Origin of the sequence: Clostridium chauvoei (assembly GCF_002327185.1) — a bacterium.
GTDB lineage: Bacteria > Bacillota > Clostridia > Clostridiales > Clostridiaceae > Clostridium > Clostridium chauvoei.
The window spans coordinates 859,520-884,424 of sequence record NZ_CP018624.1 but is presented as its reverse complement, the minus strand read 5'-3'; the positions used below and the strand labels follow the sequence as shown (position 1 = coordinate 884,424).

The following is a 24,905-nucleotide window of genomic DNA, read 5'->3' as shown; positions in this document are numbered from 1 at the left end:
TTTAATTACTTCTCCTCCTGAATATTATTAGTTTTTTTCCAATTATAAGTAGTCTTATTTATAACCGGCTCTAAAACAAGCAATATAGCTGGTAATATAAACAATATAACTAACATGCTTATTATGGCTCCTCTTGCCATCATAGATGTTAATGAACTAATTAAATCTATCTTAGATATAAATACAACTCCTATAGTTGCTGCAAAAAATGATGCAGCACTAGTTACTATTGATTTTCCTGAAGATGAAAGGGCTTTCTCCATAGCCTTTCTTTTATCAGTTGTATATTGAAGTTCTTCTTTAAATCTAGTAGTAAGCAATATTGCATAGTCAACTGTTGATCCTAATTGAATACATCCAATTACAATTGAGGATACAAATGGTATGACTGTATGTGTATATGTTGGTATCCCCATATTTATAAATATTGCTAGTTGTATTTCTGCAACTAATATAATAGGTAAACTTATAGATTGTAATACAATTGCTATTATTATAAATACAACCAATATTGATATAATATTTACATTTTCAAAATCAATATCTGATATAGTAATTAAATCTTTTGTAAGAGGTGCTTCCCCTGTTATAAAACCATCTTCATCATATTCCTTGACTATATTATCTATCTCTTCTAACTGTTTAGATACTTCATCAGATGCATTTGAATAAGATGAATTAACAAAAATACGTTGATAACCATTTCCAAAAAACACCTCTTTGTCTTTATCTGGTATAGCATCCAATGGCACCATAGGTCCTACAACTTTAGTATATGCAAGAACCGTAGTTACTCCAGCTACATTTTCTATTTTACTAACCATCTCATTAACTTCATTAATTGATAAATCATCTTTAACTCCTATAAAATCTGTTGTTTGCATATCATAGGTTTCTTTCAAATGATTCAATGCTACTATTGATGGCATATCTTGTGGTAGTCCTCTATCAACATTGTAATAAACTTTAGTATGTTGTTGCCCATAAATAGCTGGTATAGCTATAATTATTGCTATAATTATAAATAGTATTGGTCTTTTAGTAACTGTTTTTGCTAACTTATCAAACTTAGGTATTATTTCTTTGTGTTTAAATTTATTAATAATCGGATCTGAAATTATTATTAATGATGGTAATATTGTAATTGTCGATATAATACCAAATAAAACTCCTTTAGCCATTACTATCCCTATATCTTTACCTAAACCAAGCTTCATAAATACTAAAGCTAAAAATCCTGCTATTGTTGTAAAGGCTGCTCCTGATACAGAGCTTGCTGTATTTGCTATAGCTATTGCCATAGCTTCCAATTTATCAATCCCCTTCTCTCTTTCCTCCTCATAACGATGAAATAAAAATATAGAGAAATCCATTGTTACCCCTAATTGAAGTACTGCTGCAATAGCTTTTGTTATATAAGATATTTCTCCCAAAAAATAATTTGTTCCCATATTATAAATTACAGCAAATCCAATTCCTAAAAGAAATAATATTGGTATTATAAAAGATGTTGAAGTTAAAATAAGTACTATTACTGCTAAAATTACTGCTAACAATACATAAAAACCTCTTTCATGATCTGCAACTTGAATCATATCCTTAAGTAATGGTGCTATACCACTTAAATGATATTTTCCTGTATGCTCCTCTGCTATACTTCTTATATCTCCTATAGCTTTTAATGTTTTATCATCTGCTGAAGATTCTGAAAGATTTATTGGAACTAATGTACACTCATCTCTATATACCATATCCAAAATATCCTTTGGTAACATTTCTTTAGGAATCTCTAAATCAACTAAATCTCTTAACCAAATTACTGAATCTACACCATCCAATTCTTCAATTTCTTTTACGATATCTGACACTTCATAATCTTTTACATTCTCTAGAACAAGCATAGCTATTTCTGATGATCCAAAAGAATTATCTATAATTTTTTGTCCTTCTACTGATTCTAAATCCTTAGGTAAATATGTCAGCATATCATAATTAGTTTTTGTAGCTACCATTCCAAATATTGATGGAATAGTTAATAGTACAGCTATTATAAGTACTATTATTCTGTTTTTACCTATAAACTTTCCGAATTTATACATTCTATTCACCCCCATTTATTGACTATTGGTCATTTGTATATTTTTACCTTAACACTTTTATGACCATCGGTCAATATTATTTTAATAATTTTCCAATACATTATTTTGAAAACTTTTACATTTGTTTTCTTTTAAATTATTAATTAATAAAAATAAAAAAGATATAAAAATTAACTTTTATGTTAACCTTTATATCTTTTATTTAAATATTAAATTCTTCCTGCCGCTAATATAGCTAAAATACTTTCATATAGATGAGGTTTTAACTCCTTTATAGGAACTGGTTGTTCATATAATATCGAATTATAACAAGTTGAGCCAACCATTTCTACAATGGTAAATAACAACACTTCCGGATTTTTAAACTTAATATTCTTTTCTTTTGCATTTTCCATAAATAAATCATAGTAGCTATAACTGTTTTTTTCACTTGCTTTATCTAAAGCTTTTTATATATTCCCCAGGATAAGTTACGAGCAATCATTTTTAAAAGAAGTTTATCTTTATTTAATTGGTCTATTATATAATCAATTACAAAAATTACTTGTTTATCAAAATCATTTATATTATTTAGTTTTAATTCTATTGTAGCCTTTTCAAATAATTCTCCTGTTTTTTTTGTAACTAATTTATCTCTTATATCATATTTATCTTTAAAATATAAGTAAAATGTACCTTTTCCTACCCCTGCTGATTTAACAATATCACTTATAGCTGTATTATTTATACCTTTTGTTGAAAATAAATTAAATGCTGTATTAAATAACATCTCTTCTTTTTTTCTTTTTTTCTCTTCGACTTTTCCCATGGTACTCACACTCCTAAGAATATGATAAAAATTATTTTATCTATTGTCAAACATAGCCACTATTAAAAATTTTAATTAATATCTATTATCACTTATAAAAAATAGTGCAACTGTTCCTGGGCCTGAGTGAGATCCTACAGCTGGTCCAATATTATTTATTACTATATCTTTAACAGAATTACTGCTCAATATTATATCTTTTAAATAAATAGCATCTTCTTCACAATCTCCATGACTTATAAATATAACTTGATTTTCACTATCAATTATTTTTTCCTTTAATTTTTCTGCTAATACCTTTAATGATTTCTTTCTTCCTTTTACTTTAGATACAGGTATTAATCTTCCTTCGTCGTCAACATGTAAAATAGGTTTTATATTTAAAACAGTTCCAACTGTAGCTGCTGCTGCTGATACACGCCCTCCTCTTTTTAGATGGTTTAAATCATCTACTGTAAACCAATGATTAACTTTTAATTTATTTTCTTCAACCCACTTAACTGCCGCTTCTTTACTTGAGCCACTGTTAAGTAAATTAGATAAATAATAAACTATAAGTCCTAAACCTAATGAAGCACTTTTATAATCTATTATATCTACATTAACTTCTCCACATTCTTCTTCCAACATTTCTTTAGCTAGTTTAGCACTATTTACACATCCGCTTAATGCTGATGAAAATCCTACGTATATAACAGATTCACCATTATCAATATGTTTTTTAAAAACTTCTTTAAAGGCATATGAATTTATTTGTGATGTTGTAGGTAACTCTCCAGCCCTAATCATATCATAAAATTCTCTATACTTTATAGTTTGTCCTAAATCATCAGGTATATCTTCACCTTTTAAGTTAACTCTTATTGGTAAAACCTCTATATTATTTTCTTTAACAAATTCTATTGGTAAATCGCAACAAGAGTCTGTAACTATTACTGTTCTCATATTCTATACCTCTCCTTTAAATAGTTATTAACATTATAATTTCCCTATTATATTTAAATTAATTAAATATTTAATGATATTATTATGATTTTTAATTATACATCCTAATTTTAAATTTTTAAAGTTTTAATTTAATTAATGGTTTTTTATTTCAAATATTAATTTTATATATTTCTTTTTAATATCATCAAAATCTCTTCCTTCATATAGCTTTAAATGTTTATTGGTTATTATTAATAAAATTTTAAACTAATTATTTAGCAACTGATGTTTTTCCTACTCCCAAAGCACCATTTACTATTAGTATCAACACCTCCTATTTATTGTATTTTAGTAATATTTTACTATAAAGTGAGATTTAATTCCATAATAATAAAAGAGTCATATTAATTATACAACTCTTTTATTACCCTATTTCTTTGAAATATATATCCTTTTTGCTACTGATTGAGGTGGAATTGATTTTGTCATAGCCTCACTTAATCTTATGTAAACCTTGTCACCTTTTTCGAATTCAATTTTTTCTTTAGTATCGTTAGAAGAATCCATAACTACCGTTTCTTCATTTACTAAAATTAATACTTGTTCTTTTGAAATTTCCTGACCTTTAATATAGCCATCTACTAATAATTTTATAGTCTTTTCTTCTTCATTATTTTGAACTTCCAATATTTCGCCAATCATAACTGCTGATTTACATGGTGCTGCATATACTGGTATAGACCCTATGATTATGAAAATTAAAACTGCTAAAGTTATTCTTTTTATTTTCACATATACTCCTCCTTTAAATATAGCAATTAAAAATAGTTTTTTAATCTTTATACTTAAATATACCAGTTTATATTTTCCATTGGTTATTTAACTGATATATATGGATTATCTTTAATATAAAACCTCCAGGGAAAATGGATAGCTTCTTCTGCATAATCAATACCCACTCTCTTAGTTTCAATTATTTCAAAATCCTTATAATCTGAATCTTCTATGTATAAATCTTCTTTTACATATAATCTTTTATAATTTTCATTTTTATTTATATTTAATGCCATACAAAGCTTAGATGGACCATTAGTTAAATTTTTTCTTTGTGTTTTATTTAATTCTTCGTAATTTTTTTTAAATCTAATATTAGATAAATACTCAAAGTTATCTAATGGTTCTACTGCCCTGATTAATACTCCTTCAGCCACATCCTTTTTACCAGTTATAACATTAAAACAATGATACATTCCATATATAAAATAAACATAAGCTATTCCACCTTCAGCGTATAAAGGTTCTGTTCGCTCAGTCCTTCTTCCATTATACGCATGACTAGCCTTATCTATAGCTCCAATATACGCTTCTGTTTCAACTATTCTACTTTTTATTTTTATTCCATCTATTTCTCTAACTAAAATTTTTCCTAAAAGTTTTTTTGATAATTCTAATGCATTATCACTATAAAATTCTTTACTTAATATCATATATTTCACCACTTATTTAGATTTTATATTATAAAGTATAAACAAACTTATAAATTTAATACTAAATTAAATGAATAAGAAAATCCACAGTAAAATAAAACTGTGGACCTTCTTACTAATTATTCCATTCTATAACCAAAATTTTAACTTCATCTTGTTTAAGTTCAACCCTGTACCCATCTAGTATAAGCCAAGTAATAAGTTCTTTTTCTATCTTATCCTTTTCTTTATCATCTAACATAAATATAGCTGATATCTTATTTACTCCTATACTTTTCCCATACTCTATATTTTTTAATATCTTTTCTTTTTGCTCATTAACCCTTTCTTGCCATCCCATTTTCTAATCCCACCATTTCTATTATTTATATAATACTTATATGATGAGTATATCTATATTATTACTTCTTTTTTAATAATATTCTCCCCAATTAGATAATGGTTTTACTTCTGGAGAATTCTTTGGAATTTGTTCATTTTGCATAAATGGAGCCATCCAAACATTTATATTACCTTCTTTAGATTTAGCTTTTACTATTAGTTTTTTTATTCCTATATTTTCATTTTGTCCAGTTGGATTTATTGATTTTGCATAAGGTTTTGCATCTACTACTTCAAATACTAAATTATTTTGTTCTAATAACTTAACATATAATCTTTTATCTCCATCCTTTAAAATAACAGCCTTTCCACCTTCAATCAATTCTGGCTCTGCTTTTGTATGCATTTGCCAAATAACTTCCCCTTCTTGTTTTAATAGGAATTCATCTCTCATTAATAATTCATCTCTATTTATAAAATTAAATCCTCTATTTATTTTTATAGCATCTTTTTCATATGCCTCTGTTAAATCTAATATTCCATAACCACCATTTTTGTTATTAAGCTTCATATCAATTATTGGTGCGTATGCAGGAACAGCTTGGTCTAAATCTTTTGAAGGATTTATAACTAAAGTGTTATGTCCTTCTGCTTTTTTTCTATAGTATGTCCATCTCTCACCATTGGAACCCTTATCCCAATATCCTGGAAGGTTATAATTTTCTTTACCTAAATCCATAGCCCATCTTATGCCTAATGAATCATATACAAAGCTACCTATATCTAAATCTCCATGTGGTGCTCCATTTAACCCACCTTTAAATCCTAAAAAGCTAGTTGATTTACTTGTCCAGTCTTCTCTCATAGTTATTACAGATTGATTTTTATATGATTTATCTAATTCTTTAGGAATATCTCCTGTATATAAACTTGGATCATACCACAACAAATCATAAACGTTTACATTGGAATCCTTTTGTTCCATATAATACTTATGATACCAAGTCAATTCTGGTCTATTTAATTCTTTAGCAAACCAAAGATTTAAATATCCTATTGGATTTACTAAATCATTATCTGAATAATTATACGTTCCTGCTTTACCTGTCATAAAAATAGGATATTCAGCCGTATATTTAATTCCTGGTGCTTTTATAAATGGATTATCACCTTTAATTGATGAACTTACAGCAGATAAGAAATAAACAAGATATCTTGTTCCATAATCCCAATAGGAAATTCCTTCTATCGAAGCTCCTTCTGGTGCATATTGTGGCAATCCATGTTGTATTGATTTAAAAGCTTCTTGTATTATTTGTGTTGCAAGGTCTGTATTATTCCCACCAACTATTGCTAATGCTGAAGTTGAAAATCCTGTATTGCACACAAAATTCCAATTAAATCCATCTTCTACAAAGTGATGATTATTTTTAGTGTAATGCTCTAAAGCTATTTTTAATGATTTATTTACTATGGCGTTCTCTATTATATTTTTTTGATTATCATTTAAATAATCATATAACCAGTCATAACCTATAGCTACTCCATTTGATGTCATTGCAGTATCTAATAAATGTTGATTACTCCAATCTGGATAATTTACAGATACATTTTCAAGCTCTAACCAAGCCCTATCTGCATACTTAGTATCTCCAGTAATTTGATACATAAAAGCTAAGTCTACTATATTTTTAGATGCTAATGTATCTAATCTTACTCCATCTGTCTTATTATATGGAACCACTGGATTATTAATTATTTTATCTACTTTTATCTTTAACTTACTATACCAATCTTTTGCATTCTTATCTGTTTTTATAAGTTTTTTTATTCTATCAAAATCTGACTTTTCAGCCAAAAGTCTTGGGTGTTCACTTTTAACTAAAGCTTTTATATTATCTAGTGATGGTGAAACAAATATTGTTCCCTCTGCTAAAGTCTCATTTCCATAACTATCTTTAGCTATTACTTGTACAAAATCATAACCATTAAAATTATTATTTGGTGTATATTCATACTCCCCATTTTTTATAGTAAATTTTCCATTTTTAGTATCTTTTAAAATTTTAAATGTTAAACTTTCACCTTCTGGATCTTTAGCTATTAACTCTTTTGAAACCTTAGTATTTTCATTAGTCTTTATAATAAAATTATCAAATATAGGACTTCCGTTTAATTTATTAACGTTTACATTAATTTGTAATAGTCCATAGTTTTCTTTTTCATCTTTAATAGCTATTGTAAAACTATCTGTTCCATAAAAGTTTTTATTAGGATAATAATCAAAGTTTCCTGTTTCTTTTAAATTAACAGTACCATTTGCTGGATTAGCTAATAACTCATAACTAAGCTTATCTCCATTTATAGATTTAGCTTCTATAATTCCACTAGCTACTTCACTTTGCTTTATGTTTATGTCATCTATTTTTTTTATTTTAATTATATCTGTATCTCCTACTAATACAGGAATTTCAATTTTAATATTTTCTTTTTCTTGTATAACTGTTATTTTAGCTATTCCTTTATTTACAGCTTGTACACTTCCATTTCCATCAACTACTACAATAGCTGAATCTGAAGTTTCAAACTTCACATTTTTATTAGTAGCATTAACTGGGTTAAATTCTAAATTTATATTCTTACTCTCTGAAGAATTTAATTTTATCATAGATGGATTTGCTATAATACTTTTTACTTTAATATATTGTTCAACGGTAGTATTATCAATCCAAACTTTTCCTTCACTATCATCGTATAGATATTCAAATATTATATTACCTAATATTTCTTGTGGTAAATCTATAACATATTCAAAGTTAGTCCAATCCATATTTTCAGTTGCATCTATAGTAACTATACTCATAGGTTCAACTTTATTTCCACTTGTATCTTTATATTGTAATCTTAAGCTTAACCCTTTACCTTTAAAACCTTCTGTTTTTATCCATTGTGAAATCTTTACTGATTGCTTTTGCATTTCTTGAGGTATATTTTTAATAGTTTGATTTAATATTCCTCTTGAACTTCTTCCTGGAATTTCATTTTCTATCTTTACAGAAGTTTTCCCATCTTTAAAAATATTTTTATCTGTGGAAACTTCTAATCCTCCAGTACTTTTCCAGACTCCCCAACTTTCTGGAACTCCATCACTTTTTACATTTTCATATCCACCATTTTTAACTAAAGTATCTACTGAAGCTATTGTGGCTTTTACTTGAGTGTTATTAAGATCTCCTATTGCTTTTAATGTTGGTGCATTAAAATAAACCTTTCCTGTTGTATTTGAAGATATGTAATTCTCAATTTTTATTCCATAAACCTCTTCTCCATTTAACTTTTTAGGAATATCTAATTGAGTCTCTAATTTAGTCCAGTCACTTGTTCCTGTTAACTTTGGAGTTAATTCTAATATATCTATCTTTTTATTACTTTTATTTACAATTTGCAATCTTATATTAGCTATACCCCCATTTAAGTCTTCAGTTTTTAACCATTGTGAAAAAGAATATTTTTTATCTAATGAATTTTCAGATAATTTTACAGTTTGGTGAACTATTACCGTATTTTTATCTTGCTTTGTAATATCTAGTAATAAACTAGTAGGCTTTTCTTTAATTGTATTTGATACAACTGAAGATATGTAATTTCCTCCATTAGCATAATAATTCCAATCTTCTGGTTTTCCATCATTATTATTGTCATTATACTCACTATTAACAATAATATTTTCTTCTACTTTAACATCAGCTAATACTTCTATTGTAGGTAAAAATAAATTTACTGAAAATATTAGTGCTATGTTAGAAACTAATATTTTAAAAAAGTTCTTAGATGTTTTCTTCATAATGTCCCTCCTAAATTTATAAGTTTAAATCGGTTTACTTATGTAAATGTTATCTTTCTTCTACATTATATACCATATTTAAACATAATACAACATTTTAGTTTAACGTTTTCATAATAAATAAAGTAGGACTTTAAAAAATCCTACTTTATTTATATAGAGTCTAATAAATTTGTCATTTCTATAGCTGATATAGCAGAATCAAATCCTTTGTTTCCAGCCTTAGTTCCTGCTCTTTCGATAGCTTGTTCTATATTCTCTGTAGTTATTACTCCAAATATTACTGGAACTTCAGTATCTAACCCTACATTCGCAACTCCCTTTGACACTTCTGAACAAACATAATCATAATGACTAGTTGTTCCCCGTATTACTGCCCCTAAACATACTATTGCATCATAATTATTAGTTTTGGCTAGTTTCTTTGCAATTAGAGGTATTTCAAAAGCTCCTGGCACCCAAGCTATATCAATATCACCTTCATCTACCCCATGTCTTTTAAATGCATCTATTGCTCCATCTACTAATTTTGATACTATAAATTCATTAAATCTTGCTGATACAATTGCATATTTTTTTCCTTTGCCTATTAAATCTCCTTGTATTATTCTCATAAATTAATCTCCTTTATAAATTAGTTAGTGTAAAGTTTTTTACCCTACTTTTCTTTTTAAATCTTTATATATCAAGGTTTCGCCAGTTTTTTTGTATAAAAAAATAACGACCCCCTAATTTCATGTTAAAATTGAATCTCTCACCAAACAAAATCACACATGAAAGGATATCGTTATTATAGATTCAATTATAACTTATTTAATTACTTATAATCAATATTTAATTGCCATTATCGGTCAATTACTTTTATTCATCTCACAACATATTCCACTTAACCAGATGATATTTGATGATTCTAATAGCCCAGAATACCAAAAATTCAAAGTAGATAAGCTACCCACAATTATTAGATTTGAAAAAGTAGACTATATATTACTTTTAGCTTATTACAAACATAAATATAACAAGACCGTAAAACCCGCCCAAAGACGGAACGGGAAGTCTATCCCTAAAAAAACTAAATGTCCTAAGTGTGGTGCACCACATGAATATATATACGATAACAATGGCAGTAAAGGACAGTTTCAATGTAAAGTTTGTGGTCTTACATTTAAAGAAACTAATTACACAACTAAACCAATAGTATTTATATGTCCTTATTGCGGTGCTACGCTTACGGAACAAAAGCAACGCAAGCACTTTAAAATACATAAATGTAATAATTCTAAATGCTTATACTATCAAAGAAATCTTAAGAATCTTCCAAAGAATATTGATCCTTGTGATAAATACAAGTATAAGCTTCATTACATATATCGTGAATTTAATATTAACTTCTTAAAACTAAATCCAATATCAAAACATGCTACCGGATTTAGTTTTAAGAAGTTTAGCCCGCATATAATGGGACTATGCTTGACTTATCACGTTAATTGTAAAATGTCTATTCTAGGTTATCAAGTATCTGATACAAGAGCTACTGACCCTTGTATACTAACAATGCGTATGGCTTTTGATAAGTTTAAAGACTTCTCTGGAAAAGCTTTAAACTTTGTTGCCGATGGTTACAGTTCATATCCGTTAGCGAAGCAACAATTTGAATTAGAAAAAAATAAAGAATTTAATCTAACTCAAGTTATCGGACTTACTAACGATGATCCAGTATCTGAAGAATTTCGTTGGGTTGAGCAAGTTGTAGAGCGTTTAAACCGTACCTTTAAATCTTCCTACAGGGGTACCTGTGGTTATGGAAGTGATGAAGGTGCTCTTTATGGCTTCTCCCTTTGGGTTGCTTATTACAATTTCTTACGCCCGCATCCTTACAATTACTGGCGTCCTTTAAACGAATTAAAGCAACTAGATGGTATTGACAATATGCCTGCAAAGTGGCAAATTCTTATCAGTCTCGGTCAACAAACCATATTACATATGCAAGAATCACAAACTTCTTGATAAATCATAAAATCAAATATTGATTAAGTTTTTGCCTCCGTTACCGAAGGTCTTTTTAGCATATTCAATTTTAAAATTTTCTTAGATATTGCAAAGATATTTTTAACTATTATTCCAAATTAGCTGTAAGCTATTTTTTCATACGAAACTTTACACTATCATAAATTAATTTTTTTATTTAAATTTGTTATATATTAAGTAAATGTTCCATTTTTTCTTTTTTAGTTTTTAAATAAAACCTATTATCTTTATTGGATTCAATTTCTATTGGAACTCTCTCAATAATACTAAGCCCATATCCTTCTAAACCTGAAATTTTTTTAGGGTTGTTAGTCATTAAACGGATTTTCTTAACTCCTAATACTTTTAATATTTGAGCTCCAATACCATAATCTCTAAGATCCTCTGGAAAGCCTAATTTTATATTTGCTTCAACAGTATCTAAGCCTTCATCTTGAAGTTTATATGCTTTTAATTTGTTTATTAACCCTATTCCTCTTCCTTCTTGCCTCATATAAAGAAGAATACCTTTTCCTTCCTTAGCTATTTGCTTCATTGCTCTATCAAATTGTTCACCACAATCACATCTTTTAGATCCAAAAACATCTCCTGTTAAACATTCTGAATGAACTCTAATTAAAACAGAATCTTCCTTCTCTACCTCTCCTTTTACTAAAGCAACATGATGCTCTCCATTTAATTTATTTATAAATCCTATAGCTTTAAATTCTCCATATTGTGTTGGCATTTTAGTTTCTACTACTTTTTCAACAAGAATTTCTCTTTGATTTCTATAAGCTATTAAATCTTTAATAGTTATAATACCGATATCATGCTTTTTACTAAACTCTACCAGTTCTGGTGTTCTTGCCATAGTCCCATCTTCTTTAATTATTTCACATATAACTCCAGCTTCTTTTAGCCCAGCTAATTTAACTAAATCTAATGATGCTTCTGTATGTCCAGCTCTTTTTAAAACCCCACCTTTTTTACCTATTAAAGGAAAAATATGACCTGGTCTTCTAAAATCTCCTGGCACACTATCCTCTTTAATTAAGTTTATAATTGTATTTGCTCTTTCAAAAGCTGAAATTCCTGTATTAGTATCTTTATAATCTATTGATACTGTAAATGCTGTTTCATGATTGTCTGTATTATCCTCTACCATTGGATTTAAATTTAACTTATTTGCTATCTCTTCACTTATAGGTGTACAAATTAACCCCTTACCATATGTGGCCATAAAATTTATACTTTCTCCATCTACAAGCTCTGCTGCCATTACTAAATCGCCTTCATTTTCTCTATCTTCATCATCTATAACTATAATCATCTTTCCTTTTTTTATTTCCTTTATTGCTTCTTCTATAGAAATAAATTTACTCATAATCTTAGGGAATTTCTTCCCTTCACCACCCTTCACTCAATATTATAATCACTACATAAATCCATGTTTTATTAGATATTCTCTTGAAATATTAGAATTATTATCTTCAATATCTTTCTTTACATATAAACGCTCTAAATATTTAGCTAAAATATCACCTTCAATATTAACTTTATCTCCTATATTCTTACTAATTAAAGTAGTTCCTTCTTGGCTATGTGGAATTAATGATACACTAAAAATATTATTATTAACCTTAGCTACTGTTAAGCTTATTCCATCAAGAGCAATAGATCCTTTATATACTATATATTTACTTGTAGCTTTATCTGCTTTTAAGGTAATCCAAGTAGTTTGCTCTTCTTTTCTAAAACTAACTATTTCAGCTGTAGAATCAATATGCCCACTTACAATATGTCCATTAATCCTATCATTAATTTTCATAGCTCTTTCTAAATTTAACTTAGAACCTATCTTTAAATAAATTAAATTACTTTTATCTAGAGTTTCTTTCATTACATAAGCTGAAAAAAAATCTTTCCCCTTTTCTGTTATGCTTAAACAAACACCATTTGTTGCTATACTATCACCTATTTTTACTTCATCTAATACTTTTTTGCATTTTATAAATACCTTATATGCTTTCTCTCTTTTTTCTATAAACTTTACTTCTCCTATTTCTTCTATAATTCCTGTAAACATTTATAACCCTCCTAATTAATCTAAAGCTTATAAAGTTAATTGTTGAATTTTCCCACCAATAAAATATCATTATCAAATCTTAAAAGCTCTTCTATTTCTGGCTTATATGCTTCTTCAACTTGTCCAACTCCACCCCCTTCAACAGGAGTTAATGCCTCTTTTCCACCAAAAATTTTAGGAGATATAAATTCATATATTTTATTGGCTAGCCCTTCTTTTAAAAGGGAAAAATTTAAAGTGCCTCCTCCCTCAACAAGAATAGAATCTATATTTTTATTACCTAATATCTGCATTACTTCTTTTAAATTTATTTTGCCTTCTTTTTCTTTTACTTCTATAACTTCTATTCCTTTATTTTCTAGAAGTACTTTATTTGTCTTATTAGCCCCTTTAGTTGTAAAAATAATAGTTTTAGAATAATCTTGATTTTCTAAAACTTTTGACTCTAAAGGAATTCTTAAATTACTATCTAAAATTATCCTAAAATGATCTTTGTTTTTAAAATCTTCATTTCTACACCTTAAATCTGGGTTATCTTTTAATATAGTATTTATACCAACCATTATTCCTTTATATTTATTTCTTAAATTATGGACAAAAGCTCTAGATTTTTCGTTGGTAATCCACTTTGATTTATAATCACAAGTAGCTATCTTACCATCCATTGTCATTGCCCATTTTAAAGCTACAAATGGTTTTTTTTTCATAATATAATGATTAAATATTTCATTTAAAATTCTACAATCCTCTTCTAAAATCCCTACTACTACTTCTATACCTGCTTCTTTAAGAATTTTAATGCCTTTTCCTCTTACTATTGGGTTTAAATCTAAGGTTCCTATTATTACCCTTCTGAATCCATATTTTTTTATTGTTTCAACACAAGGAGGTGTTTTACCATAATGACAACAGGGTTCTAAAGTTACATATAAATCTGCTCCATTTAAATTATCTTTAGCATTTTTTATTGCATTAATTTCTGCATGCTCCTTACCAAACTCACGATGATATCCCTCTCCTATAACCTTACCACTTTTTACTATAACTGCCCCAACTAATGGATTTGGATTAACACTACCTTCCCCTTTCTTAGCTAACTCTAATGCTCTTCTCATAAAAGCTTCATCCATAGATTTATCCTCCCCTAAAAAATAATAAAAGCCCTGAGTATTATTATTCAGGGCTTTTATAAACTTAAAATTTCTATGCAGAAATACACTATATCTATTTATAAAAACAAAAAACTCTGAACTAAAAAAGTTCAGAGCAAAAAATCTATAAATATAATCATAGTTTTAAATTTAAATTTTTCTTCTCTCATCCAGACTATACTGTCGGCCTCGGAATTTCACCGAATCATGCTAAAAATAGCTCGCGGGCTTTACCGCCGGTAGGGATTTTCACCCTGCCCTGAAGAAACTTATTAACTTTTATACTATTATATTATATCTATTCTAAATATTTGTCAATATTTCCTTGTTTTACTAATTCATGATGACATACTAAATTTCATGTTTTAAAGAACTCTTCACAAAATTCCTTTTTATTTCTAAGAATTCCTCCATATCATTTAAAAGCTGAAGTAATTGTGATCTATTTTCAAATTCTTCTCTGGTTTTTGGTAACTCCATTTTTTTAAATTCAGCTCTTAATATATTTAATTTTCTAAGTAGCTCTCTACAATCATTAGCTTCTTTTATATTTTTAGCTACTTCTTTTATAAAGTTTGCCATTATAGTAGTTTGTTTAAAAGACATTGAAAATTTATCAAAATGTAGTCTCATTCTTTTTATAGTATCAAATTGATTTAATCTCATATTTATATAATCGGTATGATATGAATTTGTTTTAAAGAAATTATTGTTTACTATCTTATACGCTGTATTTTTACTTTCATCTAAATTTCTTTCTAACTCATTCATTAATTTTGCTTCATCAATATCTACTGTATGAGTAAGTAAAGACTTTGACATCTTAAACAATATTACTCTAAAAGATTCTTCTATATAATCTTTATTTTTCTTAAATTTATGTTCTAATGATGGCATAAATAAATTAGCAATTGCTGAAGTCCCTATACCAATTAACATAATAAGGATTTCATTTACAATCCAATAAAAATTTATATTTTCAGCTACTAATAAATGGGTTGATAAAACCACCGCTGCTATCATACCTTCTTCAATCTTTAATTTAGATGTTAATGGAATAAATATTATAAGAAAAAGTCCAAAAACTATTGGATTTTGTCCAATAAAAATATATAGAACAAATGATATTCCTTGTCCTATCAAACATGCAAAGGCTCTATTCCTGCCTACTATTAAAGCCTTTTTTCTAGTATCTTGTATACTTAATATAGCTATTACTGCAGCAACTGGCCCAAACTTTAAATTTAAAGAATTGGCAAATATTAAAGCAACTGTTGCAGATATAGCCATTTTAAACGCTAAATTATAAATATGTTTCATTTACTACCTCCGCCTAAAATATGCTATTACTTTTTATACCTTTTAGCATATCCACATCTTTTGCATAAATCTTCAACTGCACACCTTCTTGAAAATCCATCATAAATATCCTGTGCTCTTTTTGAGTTTATAATATTATCTATAGGCATTTTAAAAATATTTCCTAAGGGTATATTACCTTCGCTATCTAGACAACAAGGGACTACAGTTCCATCTACTAATATTCCAATTTGATCTCTTAATCCATAACAAAATATTTCTTGCTCTTCATTTTTAAGATCTATATTAGGCCAGTTAAATTTTTCTGCCATATTAATATATATATTTTTTTTAAGCTTTACTCCATTTTTTTGACTTAAAGTTTCTCTTAAATTAATATCTAATTTTAACATTTCTTCCAATAAACTAAATATATCATTATTTAATTTGTTGCTTGCCTTTAATTCTTCACTATCCATATTCCATAATCTTAATGAGCATATTATATCTGTTGTTTCAGTAGCTTCTATAATAAAATTAATTATATCTTTTATATACTTATTAAAATCTACATTTTCAGTATTTGCTTCAAAACTATGAAGTGAAATATTTAATTGTCTTAAAGCCTTTGATTTTAATAAAATATCTTTAACCTCATTAATTAATGTTCCATTTGTGGTAATATTCACTTTTAAATTTTCATCATTACTTATTCTTAAAAATTCTTCTATATTTTTATTTAGAAAAGGTTCCCCCATTAAATGAAAATATATATGATTTGTATAAGGTTTTATACTTTTAACTATATAAGTAAATGCCTTCACATCCATAAACATTGGTTTTCTTTTAGTCTTAGGACAAAAATTACAACTTAAATTGCATATATTAGTGGTTTCTATATAAACCTTTTTAAATCTTGTCATTTGCTTTTCTCCTCTAATTCTAATTTCATAATTATTAACTTACCATACTATATATAAATTTGCCAATATATTTATAAATTTATTTCTTATAATCTATTTACCATAAAATTCTTGTTGAATTTATTTTACCATCATGGTATTATATACTAGCAGTTGGTACGTTAAGTGCTAATTACCTGTAGAGCTTGGTTTGTCCTTCGCCGGATGCCAAGCTCTACTTTAATTAAAATATAAAATACTTTTTTTGCCTAAATAAAATCGGATTTCTATTTTAGAAATCCGATTTTTCTTTTTATAAAACTTGCTTGTTTAATTAAAATAATTTTTTTTGTAACAATTCTTTAATTTAATTATTAGAATAATATTGAAATCTTAAAATATATTTAAAGTAGTACTATTAAAATTATTTAAGGGGTGAATTAAAAGTGGATCCATATAAAGTGTTAGGAGTTCAACCAGACTCATCTACAGATGAAATCAAAAATGCTTACAATAATGTACTTGCAAAATTTAATGTAAACATGAATAATCTTTCTGTTAATTCTTCAACTGAAAAAGCTTTAACTGATGCAAACATAGCTTATGATTTATTAATAAACGGAAATTTATACAAAGAAATTAGAAACTTGATTGAAAATAATAATTTTGTTTTAGCAGAATCTAAATTAAATCTAATTGATCATAGAAATTCTGCAGAATGGAATTACCTTCAAGGATTTATCTCTTTGAAAAAGGGTTGGTTTGATACAGCTGTAAATCATATTAAAACAGCTACTGATCTTGACCCTGAAAATTCTGAGTATAAAGATAGCTTAGTAACACTTCAATCAAGAGCTAATGAGATTATGAATGTTTATAAACAACATAACACTCAACCTAATAACACTAATACTAGTAATAATATGTCAGGCTGCCCTGGCGGAAATGCTGGTGGTGGAAATAATGGTATGTGTTAACTTTTAGATTTTCTTTATAAAAAAGGTGGAATTTAATTCCACCTTTTTTATACTCTTGCTAATTCAACTATTAATTTTGATAATATTTCCAAATCTTCTATTTTCATATGTTCTTCTAATGTATGAGGTTTTCTTTCTCCACTAGATAAATTTATAGCCTTTAAGCCATTACCATTAAATACATTAGTATCACTTCCGCCACCTGTTGATGTTGTTTTTCCTTCTATACCAATAGCTTTTAATGCTTTTTTAGCCTTATTTACAATTTCATCATTTTCATCAATTACAAATTGGCCAAATAATCTATTTACACTTATTTCAACTTCTCCACCAAATTTTTTGGCTGCATTTTCAAAAGTCTCTATCATATGGGCTGTTTGCTTCTCTAGACTTTCTATTACTGTACTTCTAGTTTCTGCTTCAATAATAACTTCTGGACAAACTATATTAGTTGCTACTCCACCATTAATTTTCCCTATATTTGCAGTTGTATTTTCATCTATTCTTAATAACTTCATATTAGCTATTGCTTCAGAAGCTATTTGAATTGCACTTATACCATCTTCTGGACATACTCCTGCATGAGCTGACTTTCCTTTAATTTTAACTAATAGTTTATCTTGTGCTGGTCCTTTAATAACTATAGTTCCTATATCTCCACTTGTATCAAATATAAAAGCACTTTTAGATTCAATCTTAGAATAATCTAAATTTTTAGCTCCATATATCCCAACTTCTTCTGCAATTGTAAATACAATTTCAATAGTAGGATGTTTTATATTGTTTTCTTTTATAACTGTTAAAGCTTCAATAATTGCAGCTATTCCACCCTTGTCATCTCCGCCAAGTACTGTTGTTCCATCTGAATATATAATCCCATCTTTTATAATTGGTTTTATATTTGTACATGGAGTAACTGTATCCATATGACAAGCAAATAGAATTGGTTCGCCTTCTCTATTCCCCTTTAATCTAGCTATTAAGTTCCCAGTATCTGATTTTACAACTTCATAAGCTTTATCAAATTCTACTTCTAATCCTAATTCTTCTAAATCCTTTGCAAGCCTTTTTGCAAAGGTTCCTTCTTTATAACTTTCTGAATCAATTTGAACATAATCTAAAAATCTTTTTAAAACTCTATCTTTATTTATCATGAGTATTCCTCCTAAAATAGACTTAAGTTAAATATATTAATTTATTATAACATATAAAACAAAAAAATATTACTGAGATCAAAAATCCCAGTAATATTAATAGTGTCAATTTATATTTATCCTACGAAACCTTTTTCTTCTTAGATAAATATCCACCTATTGCTAATGCCATAAATCCTGTTATTTCCATCGCAGTTGCTCCAAATGGAGTTCCTGTCTTAGGAAGTTTAGTTGATTTACCTTTGTTTACTTTATTAGCTTGAGTTGTTTTTCCTTGTGAAACTTCTGGTTTCTTATTCTCATCTTTTGATATTGTTTCATTTTTATCCTTGCTTGTATTTGGTATTACTACATCTTTAGTATCATCAACTCCTGATACTAAAATATTAGTTTCCTTAGGACTTATACCTTCTTTTCTCCAAAGATCTGCTATTTCATCTCTCATTACTAAACCTGCATTATTTACATTTATAGCTTTTGAGAAATCATAGTTATCTCCACCAACTGCCATAAAATCATTAGTTACAACTTTATAATATTTATTACTTTCTAATTTTGTTCCATCTGGCAATCTTACTGATGTTATTCTATTTCCTAATTCATTTTCAGGATTATACCAAATCTTAACTCCTGAAAATTGTCCCCAACCTCTAGTTTTAGGATCTATTCCATAATCAATTATCTTTATTATATCCTCACCTTTAAGGTCCATAGTTACTAAAGTATTATCAAAAGGAAGTACTGTATATAAATCTCCCATTGTAACTACCCCTTTATTTATAGGTGCTCTTAATCCTCCACCATTAGTTATTGCAATATCAGCGCCTGTAATTTTTTTCATAGCTTCACAGACTGTAACTCCAAGTACAGTTATTCCATTGTACTTATCATTTGTTAAGTCAACGTCTAAATCAGCTATTTTTTCACCTAATATAATTTCTAATTCTTTTTCATATTGTTTAACCATAGCTTGTACTTTTTCATCTGCTTTAATTGTATCTTTTCTCTTATAAACTTCATCGTAAGAGCTTTCAACTGATACTAACTTTCCTGATGGGTCAAAAGTAAAGCTTACTTTACCTAATCCTTTACCATTACAACCACCTTCGGCAATCCTTACTCCATTAACCTCTCCAGCTGTAAATCTATGATCATGAGCTGCTACAATTGCATCTACCATTCCTTTTTGTACGTTTTTAGCAATATCTACAGCTTCACCTTTTAATTCTCCATTTTCAAGTTTTGCACCCATATGTGTAATAACTACTACAGCATCTACATGCTCTTGTTCTCTTAAAAGCTTACCATACTTATTTACTTCTTCTACACCACTTGTAAAATCATAATCTACTACATTTGTTGGTTTAGTAGTATATAAAGTATCCGGTGTAGCTAAACCTATTAATCCAATCTTAACTCCATTTTCTTCTACTACTAAATAAGGTTTAGCAAAAGAAGCAATATTATTTGTTCTTTTATCTATTAAATTCGCTGCTAAAAACTGGAATCCACCATCTTCTTGCCATTTTTCAAAATTATTTGTTCCCCAATCAAATTCATGATTTCCGACAGCTGAAGCAAGTAACCCTACTTCTTTTGCAAACTTATTTATTGGTTCCCCTAATTTTAAGTTTGACATTGCACTTCCTTGGTACATGTCTCCCCCTGAAACGATAAAACTATTATATATTTCATTATTTTTATTCGTATATTTTTTTATTTCTGTTGTTAACTTAGCAACACCTGTATTTTTTTTGGTTTCTTGTACACTACCATGTATATCATTAAAACTTAAAATATCTATTTTCTTATTAACACCCTTTACTAAAGCTTTTAAATCTTCAGCAGATAATTGTTTCTTTATTTCTTCCCAAGTAATACTATCTTGATCTTTATTTAATTTAATCTTCCCTAAGTTTATCAGTTGTACTACTTTACTTTCTAAGTCTTTATTATCTTCATACCCTAAAATTTTTATATTTTTTATATTTGTATAGACTTCCTCAACAGATTTAGTAACTTCAGGAATCGTTTTCTTATCATCCTTTAAAATTTTATTCTCTAAATCTTTATTATTAAATACTTCACTTACTTTTTCTGTAGGTTGTCCATCTACGGCATATACTTTTTCACAATTTATTGGCATTATTAATCCTAAAACCAAAGTCAATGTAGTTAAAAATGCTATAAACTTCTTTTTATTAGTTTTTTTCCACATATATTTCTCCCCTATCTTATATTGATAAATGAAAATAAAATTGAATTTTTGTTAACAATTAATTCATTTTTCATTTTAATGTATATGTTTACTAATTGCAATATAGTTTCCAATAATATGTATTTTTTTTATTATAACTTCATTTTCAATAGAATTTACTTATTAAATTCATAGTAAAAATTGTATATTTTTGCTACTTTAAATCTACTGTAAAAATATTCATAATATATTATATAATGATTATATTATAATTTTCTAAAAAAGAGGTCTAAATAAAATGATTAAAAATCATTTTATTTAGACCTCTTTAAAATGGCTATAATATTTCATATATATCTGAAAACTCTATAGATACTGTATCAACTAGAAATTTGGAACTATTTTTTTCAAAATTTTCTCTTTTAATCTCTTCTAAATCTATTTTTTCATTAGGTAATTTTATCATAAACTCGCTTCCTCCAGTAATGTTATCACTATTCAAATAAATTTTCCCATCTTGAAGTTCTACTAATGATTTAACTAACGCTAAACCTATGCCACTACCTTCTTTAGCCCTTTGGAAAGACTTATCTATTTGCATAAATCTTTCAAAAATAATTTCTCTAAGTTCCGTAGGAATTCCTATTCCATCATCTTTAATTTTTATAGTTACCCATTCTTCATCTGAATCTATGAAAACTAAAATATTCCCTCCATCATTTGTAAATTTTACTGCATTAGATAGTAAGTTTAATATTATCCTTTCAATGTATTCTGGGCTACATTTTATCTCTAACTCTTCAATTAGAGTATCGAAAACTAAACTTATATTTTTACTTTTCGCATATGGTATTGTTGATAAAGTTATATTTTCAACTAAGCTTACTATATCATAATTAGTTAGCTTTATTTTTATAAATCCAGAATCTATTTTGGTTATATCTACTAGGTTATTAATCAACCTTAACATTCTAAAGCAATTTTGTTTTATTGTTTTATCGTATTTTCTATACGTATCAGCTAACATTTTATCTTGAAAATTCTTATAAGTATCTAACATTTGAATGCAGGAATAAATTATATTTATTGGCGTTTTAAACTCATGAGATAAATTGGCAAAAAACTGACTTCTAATATTTTCAACTTCCTTTAATTCATCACACTTCTTCTCAAGTTTTTCTAATTTATCTCTGAAACTACAATCTCTTGCAACTATTATTCTGCATAATCCATCCTTTTCTTCGATAATATTACTAACTATACTTTCTACAGTTAATAATCCATTTAACTTTGTTTTCCATTCCTGTTCCTTAAATTCTATATCTTCTTTTTTACTATCTATTATATTTTTCTCTGATTGTATTAAACTTTCAAACTTTACCCCTGAAAGTTCTTCTTTTGTATATCCTAAGTTAGCTACAACAGCATTATTTACATAGGTTATATTTCCTTCGTAGTCTTCTGTAATAATTAAATCCTTTATATTTTCAGTAATAGTTAAAAGCATTTTCTCATTATTTTTTAATTCTTTAGTTAATTTTTCATTCTCTTTTATTTTCCTTATTATTTCTATAAATAATCCTATCAAAAGAATCGTAAATCCTATAAATGCTAACCCTCTTCTATAAGAAAATATATCCTTATTATTTAAGCCAATTGATTCAAATATGTAAACTCTTCTCATATTAAAAATACTTAAACTAGTTATTATTATTGTATAGATAAATTGGTTTTTTTCCAAACATCTCTTAGCTAATAATACAAGTAATATGTAGTAATAAACCACTATTAAATCATTAATTACTAATAGTATATTATATATATAATTACTCTCTATTTTAGAATACATAATCATTTCTAGTATAATAGAACTTATAGTTACTATAATCGTTATTATTACTGAAATGTCTTTTCTTTTTAAAAGTCCCTTAACAACTTTACTATTGTTTAATATTGCTAATGTTAATAAAATGGCTCTAAATAAAAACGGCAACATTATTAATCTTAAAGTAAATACCTCTTTTAAAATAGAATTATTTAATATAATATTTACAAACATATACTCTATAGCTATACTTATATAACTAAGATTTAATATAAAAAATTCATTGCTTTTATACATATAGTAATATACAGCGCAACAAGCTACTGATATTATTCCAAGTACATAGTTCATACTATTTATACTAACTGATGCTCCTAAATTACTTATTGGAAGCAAATCTATAAATAAAATATCAATTACAGTTATAATTAAAAAAATAGTTGTTCCAACTAACATGCTTTTTATTAATTTTCTATTTATATCACTTCTTGGTTCATTGTAAAATCTTCCTATCATTCCCGTTACCCATTTCATTTATTTTATATATCAAATACCATAATAACATATATTCCACTATTATTCTTGGTTTTTTATACATCATATTTCATCACTTCTCGACTAAAAAGTAATATTTTATCAGTATTTTTTAAAATATTAAAATATTTTCTAGTAAAAATAATGGATTACTTAGATTTTTATATATTTTTTACATAAATAATTAGAAATTATTGCTGTTATTGGTGCTGTCAATATAATTACTACTATAAACTTTACTTCCAATTTATAATACTCTATACTTTTATCAAATTTATAACTTAGAAATTCTCTATGAAATATTAAGTCTAATAAAAAATAATTATTTTCTTATTATAAATTATAAAAATACCTCTTTTATTACAATATAACTTATTTAAAATAAGCTGTCTCTTGCAATAAAAGAGGTATTTTTTATTTCACTTCTTATTATTTTTAATTATACTAATCTAAAAATTCAGATTCAGCATTATGCCAAACTTCTTGAACATCATCATCATCTTCAAGTAAATTTAACATTTTTTGGAATTTCTTAGCATCATCTTCATTGATTTCAGTATAAGTATCTGGAATCATCTTAACTTCTGCTTCTAAGAATTCTATTCCTTCTGCCTCTAAAGCTTCTCTTACTTGACTAAAATCTTCTGGCGCTGTTGTAACTATAAATACTTCTTCTTCAGCAGCAAAATCTTCTGCTCCTGCATCTAACGCCATCATCATTAATTCATCTTCGTCTAAGTCCGCTTTTTCTATAACAATTTCTCCCTTTTCTTGGAACATAAATCCTACACATCCAGCAGCCCCCATATTTCCGCCACCTTTTGTGAAGGCACTTCTTACATTTCCTGCTGATCTATTTTTATTGTCTGTTAATGTTTCTACTATTACAGCTACCCCTGATGGACCATAACCTTCATATACTATTTTTTCGTAATTTACACTAGCAAGTTCTCCTGAAGCCTTTTTTATTGATCTTTGTATTGTATCATTAGGCATATTAGCCGCCTTTGCCTTAGCTATTGTATCTCTTAGTTTTGGGTTATTGTCAGGTATAGGCCCTCCATTTTTAACTGCAATTACTAATTCTTTACCTAATTTAGTAAAAATCTTTCCTCTCTTTGCATCTGCTTTTCCCTTTTTATTTTGGATATTATGCCATTTTGAATGTCCTGACATCTAGTATTCCTCCCAACATTTATTTTTAATTTTATATCTTCTGTCTAAAAAATTATAGCACAATTACTCAAACTTGACAATTATACCTATTATGTCTAATTGAGGCTA

At 27.2% G+C, this 24,905-nt stretch carries 20 protein-coding genes and 1 riboswitch; of the genes, 2 read left to right on the top strand and 18 right to left on the bottom strand.

The window, feature by feature from the left end:
• Window positions 1-5 precede the first annotated feature (5 nt).
• The 9 genes from BTM21_RS04115 to ribH all read right to left on the bottom strand — a co-directional run bounded on the left by BTM21_RS04115 (window position 6) and on the right by ribH (window position 10,100).
• Window positions 6-2,099 carry an efflux RND transporter permease subunit gene (locus BTM21_RS04115; protein WP_079481448.1) on the bottom strand — a complete coding sequence of 698 codons (2,094 nt, stop codon included), beginning with the start codon at window positions 2,097-2,099 and terminating at the stop codon, window positions 6-8.
• A gap of 209 nt (window positions 2,100-2,308) precedes the next feature.
• Window positions 2,309-2,494, bottom strand: a complete 186-nt coding sequence (locus tag BTM21_RS14125; RefSeq protein WP_341429540.1) for a hypothetical protein — start codon at window positions 2,492-2,494, stop codon at window positions 2,309-2,311.
• A 44-nt stretch (window positions 2,495-2,538) separates the two neighbouring features.
• Window positions 2,539-2,907, bottom strand: a complete 369-nt coding sequence (locus tag BTM21_RS14120; protein ID WP_341429539.1) for a TetR/AcrR family transcriptional regulator — start codon at window positions 2,905-2,907, stop codon at window positions 2,539-2,541.
• A 75-nt stretch (window positions 2,908-2,982) separates the two neighbouring features.
• On the bottom strand, window positions 2,983-3,852 hold the full coding sequence (locus BTM21_RS04105; RefSeq protein WP_096145349.1) for a DegV family protein: 870 nt from the start codon (window positions 3,850-3,852) through the stop codon (window positions 2,983-2,985).
• Between the two features lie 411 nt (window positions 3,853-4,263).
• Window positions 4,264-4,626, bottom strand: a complete 363-nt coding sequence (locus BTM21_RS04100; RefSeq protein WP_021875989.1) for a hypothetical protein — start codon at window positions 4,624-4,626, stop codon at window positions 4,264-4,266.
• A gap of 83 nt (window positions 4,627-4,709) precedes the next feature.
• Window positions 4,710-5,321, bottom strand: a complete 612-nt coding sequence (locus BTM21_RS04095) for a DNA-3-methyladenine glycosylase (protein WP_021875990.1) — start codon at window positions 5,319-5,321, stop codon at window positions 4,710-4,712.
• A gap of 115 nt (window positions 5,322-5,436) precedes the next feature.
• Window positions 5,437-5,661: a hypothetical protein gene (locus BTM21_RS04090; protein WP_021875991.1), complete on the bottom strand. Its 225-nt coding sequence runs from the start codon at window positions 5,659-5,661 to the stop codon at window positions 5,437-5,439.
• Window positions 5,662-5,733: 72 nt separating this feature from the next.
• Window positions 5,734-9,486, bottom strand: coding sequence for an Ig-like domain-containing protein (locus tag BTM21_RS04085; RefSeq protein ID WP_021875992.1), 3,753 nt, complete (start codon window positions 9,484-9,486; stop codon window positions 5,734-5,736).
• Window positions 9,487-9,638: 152 nt separating this feature from the next.
• Window positions 9,639-10,100, bottom strand: a complete 462-nt coding sequence (gene ribH / locus BTM21_RS04080; RefSeq protein ID WP_021875993.1) for a 6,7-dimethyl-8-ribityllumazine synthase — start codon at window positions 10,098-10,100, stop codon at window positions 9,639-9,641.
• Between the two features lie 178 nt (window positions 10,101-10,278).
• Between ribH and BTM21_RS04075 the strand changes: the two genes are divergently transcribed.
• A complete protein-coding gene (locus tag BTM21_RS04075) occupies window positions 10,279-11,493 on the top strand; it encodes a DDE-type integrase/transposase/recombinase (protein ID WP_079481077.1) in 1,215 nt (404 codons plus the stop codon).
• 187 nt (window positions 11,494-11,680) lie between these two features.
• Here BTM21_RS04075 and BTM21_RS04070 read toward each other — a convergent pair whose 3' ends face one another.
• The 5 genes from BTM21_RS04070 to BTM21_RS04050 form a co-directional block, all read right to left on the bottom strand.
• Complete coding sequence (locus tag BTM21_RS04070) at window positions 11,681-12,880, bottom strand: bifunctional 3,4-dihydroxy-2-butanone-4-phosphate synthase/GTP cyclohydrolase II (protein ID WP_079481449.1); 1,200 nt, start codon at window positions 12,878-12,880, stop codon at window positions 11,681-11,683.
• Between the two features lie 51 nt (window positions 12,881-12,931).
• Window positions 12,932-13,582: a riboflavin synthase gene (locus BTM21_RS04065; RefSeq protein WP_021875995.1), complete on the bottom strand. Its 651-nt coding sequence runs from the start codon at window positions 13,580-13,582 to the stop codon at window positions 12,932-12,934.
• Window positions 13,583-13,617: 35 nt separating this feature from the next.
• A complete protein-coding gene (ribD, locus tag BTM21_RS04060; RefSeq protein ID WP_021875996.1) occupies window positions 13,618-14,712 on the bottom strand; it encodes a bifunctional diaminohydroxyphosphoribosylaminopyrimidine deaminase/5-amino-6-(5-phosphoribosylamino)uracil reductase RibD in 1,095 nt (364 codons plus the stop codon).
• Window positions 14,713-14,887: 175 nt separating this feature from the next.
• Window positions 14,888-15,004, bottom strand: a riboswitch (FMN riboswitch).
• 80 nt (window positions 15,005-15,084) lie between these two features.
• Window positions 15,085-16,053: an aromatic acid exporter family protein gene (locus BTM21_RS04055; RefSeq protein ID WP_096145348.1), complete on the bottom strand. Its 969-nt coding sequence runs from the start codon at window positions 16,051-16,053 to the stop codon at window positions 15,085-15,087.
• A 26-nt stretch (window positions 16,054-16,079) separates the two neighbouring features.
• A complete protein-coding gene (locus BTM21_RS04050) occupies window positions 16,080-16,955 on the bottom strand; it encodes a radical SAM/SPASM domain-containing protein (RefSeq protein ID WP_021875998.1) in 876 nt (291 codons plus the stop codon).
• 425 nt (window positions 16,956-17,380) lie between these two features.
• Between BTM21_RS04050 and BTM21_RS04045 the strand changes: the two genes are divergently transcribed.
• Window positions 17,381-17,911: a J domain-containing protein gene (locus tag BTM21_RS04045; protein WP_079481451.1), complete on the top strand. Its 531-nt coding sequence runs from the start codon at window positions 17,381-17,383 to the stop codon at window positions 17,909-17,911.
• A 47-nt stretch (window positions 17,912-17,958) separates the two neighbouring features.
• On the opposite strand, the gene BTM21_RS04040 is transcribed toward BTM21_RS04045, so the two are convergent.
• From BTM21_RS04040 to BTM21_RS04025, 4 genes are all read right to left on the bottom strand, one after another.
• Entirely contained in the window at window positions 17,959-19,065 is a 1,107-nt protein-coding gene (locus tag BTM21_RS04040; RefSeq protein ID WP_021876000.1) for a M20/M25/M40 family metallo-hydrolase, read from the bottom strand.
• Window positions 19,066-19,186: 121 nt separating this feature from the next.
• On the bottom strand, window positions 19,187-21,283 hold the full coding sequence (locus tag BTM21_RS04035; protein WP_021876001.1) for a 5'-nucleotidase C-terminal domain-containing protein: 2,097 nt from the start codon (window positions 21,281-21,283) through the stop codon (window positions 19,187-19,189).
• Window positions 21,284-21,599: 316 nt separating this feature from the next.
• A complete protein-coding gene (locus BTM21_RS04030) occupies window positions 21,600-23,603 on the bottom strand; it encodes a PAS domain-containing sensor histidine kinase (RefSeq protein ID WP_021876002.1) in 2,004 nt (667 codons plus the stop codon).
• A 462-nt stretch (window positions 23,604-24,065) separates the two neighbouring features.
• A complete protein-coding gene (locus BTM21_RS04025; RefSeq protein WP_021876003.1) occupies window positions 24,066-24,797 on the bottom strand; it encodes a YebC/PmpR family DNA-binding transcriptional regulator in 732 nt (243 codons plus the stop codon).
• Window positions 24,798-24,905: the final 108 nt, after the last annotated feature.

Coding starts and splice junctions, on each gene's coding strand:
- BTM21_RS04095 (WP_021875990.1), bottom strand. CDS start 5,321: ATGATATTAAGTAAAGAATTTTATAGTGATAATGCATTAGAATTATCA.
- ribD (WP_021875996.1), bottom strand. CDS start 14,712: ATGGATGAAGCTTTTATGAGAAGAGCATTAGAGTTAGCTAAGAAAGGG.
- BTM21_RS04090 (WP_021875991.1), bottom strand. CDS start 5,661: ATGGGATGGCAAGAAAGGGTTAATGAGCAAAAAGAAAAGATATTAAAA.
- BTM21_RS04025 (WP_021876003.1), bottom strand. CDS start 24,797: ATGTCAGGACATTCAAAATGGCATAATATCCAAAATAAAAAGGGAAAA.
- BTM21_RS04085 (WP_021875992.1), bottom strand. CDS start 9,486: ATGAAGAAAACATCTAAGAACTTTTTTAAAATATTAGTTTCTAACATA.
- BTM21_RS04070 (WP_079481449.1), bottom strand. CDS start 12,880: ATGAGTAAATTTATTTCTATAGAAGAAGCAATAAAGGAAATAAAAAAA.
- BTM21_RS04040 (WP_021876000.1), bottom strand. CDS start 19,065: ATGATAAATAAAGATAGAGTTTTAAAAAGATTTTTAGATTATGTTCAA.
- BTM21_RS04050 (WP_021875998.1), bottom strand. CDS start 16,955: ATGACAAGATTTAAAAAGGTTTATATAGAAACCACTAATATATGCAAT.
- BTM21_RS04035 (WP_021876001.1), bottom strand. CDS start 21,283: ATGTGGAAAAAAACTAATAAAAAGAAGTTTATAGCATTTTTAACTACA.
- ribH (WP_021875993.1), bottom strand. CDS start 10,100: ATGAGAATAATACAAGGAGATTTAATAGGCAAAGGAAAAAAATATGCA.
- BTM21_RS04115 (WP_079481448.1), bottom strand. CDS start 2,099: ATGTATAAATTCGGAAAGTTTATAGGTAAAAACAGAATAATAGTACTT.
- BTM21_RS04105 (WP_096145349.1), bottom strand. CDS start 3,852: ATGAGAACAGTAATAGTTACAGACTCTTGTTGCGATTTACCAATAGAA.
- BTM21_RS04030 (WP_021876002.1), bottom strand. CDS start 23,603: ATGATAGGAAGATTTTACAATGAACCAAGAAGTGATATAAATAGAAAA.
- BTM21_RS14125 (WP_341429540.1), bottom strand. CDS start 2,494: ATGGAAAATGCAAAAGAAAAGAATATTAAGTTTAAAAATCCGGAAGTG.
- BTM21_RS04065 (WP_021875995.1), bottom strand. CDS start 13,582: ATGTTTACAGGAATTATAGAAGAAATAGGAGAAGTAAAGTTTATAGAA.
- BTM21_RS14120 (WP_341429539.1), bottom strand. CDS start 2,907: ATGGGAAAAGTCGAAGAGAAAAAAAGAAAAAAAGAAGAGATGTTATTT.
- BTM21_RS04055 (WP_096145348.1), bottom strand. CDS start 16,053: ATGAAACATATTTATAATTTAGCGTTTAAAATGGCTATATCTGCAACA.